Annotated in this window: 5 protein-coding genes; 3 read left to right on the forward strand and 2 right to left on the reverse strand. The window is 61.5% G+C overall.

All coding sequences use genetic code 11. The features are described from left to right. The 3 genes from JWR14_RS11555 to def all read left to right on the forward strand — a co-directional run. Nucleotides 1-1,064 (forward strand): cell division protein ZipA C-terminal FtsZ-binding domain-containing protein (locus tag JWR14_RS11555; RefSeq protein WP_299706116.1); only part of this gene is annotated, 1,064 nt, incomplete at its 5' end. Between the two features lie 134 nt (nucleotides 1,065-1,198). Beyond that, a complete protein-coding gene (ligA, locus tag JWR14_RS11560) occupies nucleotides 1,199-3,307 on the forward strand; it encodes an NAD-dependent DNA ligase LigA (protein WP_299706119.1) in 2,109 nt (702 codons plus the stop codon). Beyond that, the gene (def, locus tag JWR14_RS11565; RefSeq protein ID WP_299706122.1) at nucleotides 3,304-3,837 is read left to right on the forward strand and encodes a peptide deformylase; all 534 of its coding nucleotides are present in this window, start codon (nucleotides 3,304-3,306) and stop codon (nucleotides 3,835-3,837) included. Before ligA ends, def begins: the two co-directional genes overlap by 4 nt. Before the next feature lie 246 nt (nucleotides 3,838-4,083). Here def and JWR14_RS11570 read toward each other — a convergent pair whose 3' ends face one another. Beyond that, a complete protein-coding gene (locus JWR14_RS11570) occupies nucleotides 4,084-4,323 on the reverse strand; it encodes a hypothetical protein (RefSeq protein WP_031364003.1) in 240 nt (79 codons plus the stop codon). A gap of 218 nt (nucleotides 4,324-4,541) precedes the next feature. Beyond that, a partial coding sequence (locus JWR14_RS11575) for a pseudouridine synthase (protein ID WP_299706124.1) occupies nucleotides 4,542-5,654 on the reverse strand: 1,113 nt, incomplete at its 5' end.

The raw sequence follows: 5,654 nt of genomic DNA on the forward strand, positions 1-5,654 counted from the left end.
CACGCCCGGTCCGGCGTGAACCCGCCATGGGCGAGGGCGATACACCGGACACGCGGGTTGAGCCGAGCTTCGGCGGTGCGCCGCTTTCCACGGTGGCGCCGGCCGATACCGCAGTCGATATCCAGGCTGAAGCCACTTCGGTGAATGGTGATTTCCCGGAGCCGGATTCGTCAGGCATATCGCCGATTTTGGCCGACGATGACGAACCCGTTTTGCCCGCGGCGACCACGATTTCATCGGCGCCGCCGGCTATCGTGGACCGGCGGATCGATTGCGTGGTGCCGATCCGTTTGCTTGGCCCCATAGCGGGCGAAAAGCTGATTCCGAGCGCGCAGAAGCTGCGTCGCGCGGGCGCGAAGCCCGTGCATATAGAAGGCAAGCCTGAAGGCGGCACGACCTGGGAGTTGCTCAAGAACGGCGCGCGTTATGAAGAATTGCGCGCGGCGGTGCAGCTGGCCAATCGCGGTGGCCCGCTGAATGAACTGGAGTTCTCAGAGTTCGTCACGGGTGTGCAGCGTTTTGCCGATGGTATTGACGGTTCGCCAGAATTTCCCGACATGCTGGAAACGGTCGGGATGGCGCGTGAACTGGACGGATTTGCGGCTCAATGCGATGCGCAATTGTCGATCAACATTCTCTCCGACGGCGCGCCGTGGTCGGCCAACTACGTGCAAGCGGTGGCCTCGCAGGACGGTCTGCTGCTCTCGCGCGACGGCACGCGTTTCGTCAAGCTCGATGCGCGGCAGAACCCGGTGTTCATGCTGCTATTCGGCGATACCAATTTCCTGCGCGACGACCTGACGTACAAGGGCGGCCAGATGATCACGCTGGTGCTGGACGTACCGGTCGCCGATGAAGACATCCTGCCGTTCCGTCTGATGTGCGATTACGCGAAGTCGCTCTCCGAGCGCATTGGCGCGCGCGTGGTGGACGACCAGCGCCGGCCGTTGCCGGAATCGTCGCTGCTGGCTATTGAAAAGCAGTTGATGACGCTGTACGCGAAGCTCGAACAGGCCGGTATTCCGGCGGGCTCTCCCGCCACGCGGCGCTTGTTCAGCCAGTAAAGATCATACGGCGGCGGCTGTTTGACAGTTAGCGGTTTCGTACGGCATCGGCTATTCGGCCGATGTCACGATCAGCTGATCTCTGAGACAATCAACAGGTCGGTTTCTTCTAACTTTCTAGCCTGTCTCGCCGCATGTCTGCCAAACCGAAAGCCGCCTCTAAAGCTAATACTAAAGCTGCATCCGCCGCGTCCGCCGCGCATGGCGCGCCCGTCGCCAGCGCCGAGCGGCCGTCTGAGCGCGCCGTCTGGCTGCGCACGGAGCTCGAGCGCGCCAACTACGCGTATTACGTTCTCGATCAGCCGGATCTGCCCGACGCCGAATACGACGTCCTGTTCAAGGAACTGCAGCAGATCGAGACCGATCAGCCCGATCTGATCACGCCCGATTCCCCCACGCAACGCGTCGGCGGTCAGGTCGCAACGGGTTTCCAGCCGGTGACGCACGACGTGCCCATGCTGTCGCTGAACAACGGTTTTGCTGACGAAGACATCATCGCGTTCGATAAACGTGTTGCCGACGCGCTCGGGCGCTCGCCCGTGGAATACGCGTGCGAACTGAAATTCGACGGGCTTGCCATTTCCCTGCGTTATGACAACGGTGTCTTCGTTCAGGCGGCTACGCGCGGCGATGGTGCGACCGGCGAAGAGGTCACCGAGAACGTTCGTACCATCCGCTCCATCCCGCTGAAGCTCAAGGGCAAGAACATACCGAAGCGGCTTGATGTGCGCGGCGAAGTGCTCATGTTCAAGCGCGATTTTGAGAAGATCAACGCGCGCCAGCGCGAGGCTGAACAACGTGAGTTTGCGAATCCGCGTAATGCGGCGGCTGGCGGTTTGCGGCAACTCGATCCCAAGATGACCGCGCAGCGCCAGTTGTCGTTTTTCGCTTATGGCATCGGCGTGCTGGACGGCGCGGAAATGCCGGTTTCGCATTCGGCGCTGCTCGATTGGTACAAGGAAATGGGCCTGCCGGTCAATGCGGAGCGCGGCGTGGTGCAAGGTGCGGACGGCCTGCTTGAGTTCTTCCGCAAAACAGGCGAGCAACGCGAGGGTTTGCCGTACGACATCGACGGCGTGGTCTACAAGGTCAACCAGCGCGACGAGCAGGACAAGCTGGGTTTCGTCTCGCGTGCACCGCGCTTTGCGCTCGCGCACAAGTTTCCCGCGCAGGAAGCCCTCACGCAGTTGCTGGCAATTGACGTACAAGTCGGCCGTACGGGCGCCATCACGCCGGTCGCGCGTCTTACGCCTGTGTTCGTCGGCGGCGCGACGGTAACGAATGCCACACTGCATAACGAGGACGAAGTGCGGCGCAAGGACATCCGTATCGGAGACACGGTGATCGTGCGGCGTGCTGGCGACGTGATTCCCGAGGTGGTCGGCGCGATTCTCGACCGGCGTCCGGACGATGCCCGCGAGTTCGTGATGCCGACCGAGTGCCCGGTCTGCGGGTCCAAGATCGAAAGGCTGCCCGACGAAGCCATTGCTCGCTGCACGGGTGGCCTGATCTGTCCCGCGCAACGCAAGCAGGCGTTGTGGCATTTCGCGCAGCGGCGCGCGCTGGATATCGACGGGTTGGGTGAGAAGATCATCGACCAGCTGGTCGATGAGAACATCGTGCGCACGCCGGCGGACCTGTTTAATCTGGGCGTGGCCACGCTTGCCGCGCTGGACCGTTTCGCCGATAAATCCGCCCAGAATCTGTTCGATTCCCTCGAAAAGGCGAAGCAAACCACGCTGCCGCGGTTTCTGTACGCGCTCGGTATTCGTCACGTCGGGGAATCGACGGCGAAGGACCTCGCCAAGCATTTCGGCTCGCTAGATCCAATCATGGCGGCGAGCGTCGAGGAATTGCTGGAAGTGAACGATGTCGGCCCGGTCGTGGCCGAGTCGCTGCACAATTTTTTCAGCGAAGAACATAACCAGATGGTGATCGAGCAGTTGCGCGCGCCGGGCAAGGTGACCTGGCCCGAAGGCCCGCCCGCGCCGAAGGCGCCGCAGGGCGTGCTTGCCGGCAAGACGGTCGTGCTCACCGGCACGCTGCCTAATTTGTCCCGCGAAGACGCAAAGGAAATGCTGGAGGCGGCGGGCGCGAAAGTGGCGGGGTCGGTATCGAAGAAGACGGATTACGTGGTGGCGGGGGCCGAGGCGGGCAGCAAGCTTGTGAAGGCTGAGGAACTCGGTGTCCCGGTGCTCGACGAAGATGGTATGCGCAAGCTTTTGGAGGGAGAAACCCCATGATTCGCGAAATCCTCAAAATGGGCGATCCGCGTTTGTTGCGTATCGCCGAGTCGGTTGACCATTTCGATACCCCGGAGCTGCACGCTCTTGTTGAAGACATGTTCGACACCATGCGTCATGCCAACGGTGCAGGGCTGGCCGCGCCGCAGATCGGCGTGGATTTGCAGGTTGTGATCTTCGGTTTTGCGCAAAACGAGCGTTATCCGGAGGCCGAACCGGTACCGGAAACGGTGCTGATCAACCCGATCATCACGCCGGTTTCGCACGACATGGAAGAAGGCTGGGAAGGGTGTTTGTCGGTGCCGGGCCTGCGTGGCGCGGTGCAGCGGTACACCATGATCCGTTATCAGGGGTTCGATCAGTACGGCTCACCGATCGAACGGCTGGCAGAAGGGTTTCATGCGCGCGTCGTGCAGCACGAATGCGATCACCTGATCGGCAAGCTTTATCCCATGCGCGTTACGGACTTCTCGAAATTCGGCTTCACCGAGATCCTGTTTCCAGGGCTCGATCCGAAAAGCGACGATTGATCGATAAAAGCGCCGCCTGGCTGGGGGCGCCGGCTGGTTTGGCAGGCTGTTCAGCCATACGACGAAATAAGGGCCGCGAAGAATCGCGGCCCTTATGTTTGGCGAGATGAGGCTCTTGTTGCAGCTCTGGTGCGGCGCATGATTAGTTGACGACGCACTCCGCCGTGCCGGACAGAATCCGACCGTTTAACCGGATCATCAACGCACTACGAAATCAAAGCCGCCGGAGCCCGGCCGCTTCCATCGTCAAGCGAAGCTTTTCTTCGGTCCCGACGCCATTTCCGGTTGGCGAAACAATGCAATGTGCTCCGGATTCGCCGATGCCTGCAAGCGTCCGTCCGGCAATCGCGCGATGACAACTTCACCCACTCCCGGGCTCGTCACGACGACTTCGTCGCGAACGGCGAGCAGTGCATCGAGTCTTCGTCGGCCGCTGACGATTTCGAGGCCGGTTTTGGTTTCGCGAACAATGATCTCAACGGACATGGCAATTCTCCAGTAGCACTGCGCCCAGCACACGCGACTCGAAGCGGTAAATTGCGCGTGTACCTGACTAACGGTCATGCGTCATATTTTCTTTAGCCAAAAAGTTGGCCAAAAAAAATCGATGCGATCGGCGGGGTGCCGTTCGCATCGATTGGTAACAATTTCGTCGTTTTTCCGCGACGCTTTGAAGCGCGCGGAAAGCGTGAACGAAGCTGCTTTTAGAACGCTTCGTCCGCGCCCAGATAACGCCATTGGCCCTGCGGCAAGGCGCCGAGCGTCACGCGTCCCATCCGGATCCGCTTCAGGCCAACCACTTCCAGCCCGACCAGCTCGCACATCCGGCGGATCTGGCGCTTTTTACCTTCACGCAACACAAAGCGCAACTGTTCACCATTTTGCCAACTGACCTGCGCTGTTTTGAGCGGCACGTCGTCGAGCGAGAGGCCGTGGCGCAGCAGCGCGAGACTTTCGGGCGGGAAATGCGGTTCGATATCGACTTCGAGATCGCCGAATTTCACGCGCACGAGGTATTCCTTATCGACGTCCGAATGGCCACCGATCAGTTGCTTCGCCACCCGGCCATCCTGGGTCAGGACAAGCAGGCCGGTCGAATCGATATCCAGGCGTCCTGCCGGTGCAAGCGTGCGCAGATGCAGCGGCGTGAAGCGGATGCCGGACTGATCGTCGGCCCAATGGTTGGACGGATTGACCAGCGTGACAGCCGGCTGATAACCGTCTTCCGCCTGACCCGACACGTAGCCAACCGGCTTGTGTATCAGGATGGTGACCTGCTGCATCTGGGCTGCGTGCGCAGCGGGTGCAATTTCAACGTTCTGGTCGGGACGAATCTTGGTGCCGAGCGTGTCGATGACTTCTCCGTCGACGAGAACCCAGCCTTTTTCAATCCATTCATCGGCTTCGCGGCGTGAACACAGGCCGAGTTCCGACATCACCTTCGACAAGCGCACGAGCCCTTCTTCATTTTCGCGCGCGATGCGGGCGGGTGAGGGAGGAGCGTCGGCGTCACGCGGTTTTGACGGCTTCGATACCGGCTTGCGCGCAGCGGGCTTTCGGTCGTCGCCGAAGCGTCCGGAGGTGTCGCGGGCCACGTAAGGGCTGTCGCCCGAGGGCCGTTGGCGGTCGGTGGGAGCGGGGCGCGGGCTGCCATCGTGCGCGTGATTGCGCTCGCGCGGGGCGCCACGGTCACCGCCGCGGTCATTGAACGATGGGCGGGGCGTGCGATCGCTGCCCGGGCCGCGCGAATCATCGCGGGGTTTAAACGGACGGCGTTCGGTATCGCCGGAAGGCCGATCACCACGCGGAGCACCACG

Origin of the sequence: Caballeronia sp., from assembly GCF_028292365.1 — a bacterium.
GTDB lineage: Bacteria > Pseudomonadota > Gammaproteobacteria > Burkholderiales > Burkholderiaceae > Caballeronia.

Coding starts and splice junctions, on each gene's coding strand:
- JWR14_RS11570 (WP_031364003.1), bottom strand. CDS start 4,323: ATGTCCGTTGAGATCATTGTTCGCGAAACCAAAACCGGCCTCGAAATC.
- ligA (WP_299706119.1), top strand. CDS start 1,199: ATGTCTGCCAAACCGAAAGCCGCCTCTAAAGCTAATACTAAAGCTGCA.
- def (WP_299706122.1), top strand. CDS start 3,304: ATGATTCGCGAAATCCTCAAAATGGGCGATCCGCGTTTGTTGCGTATC.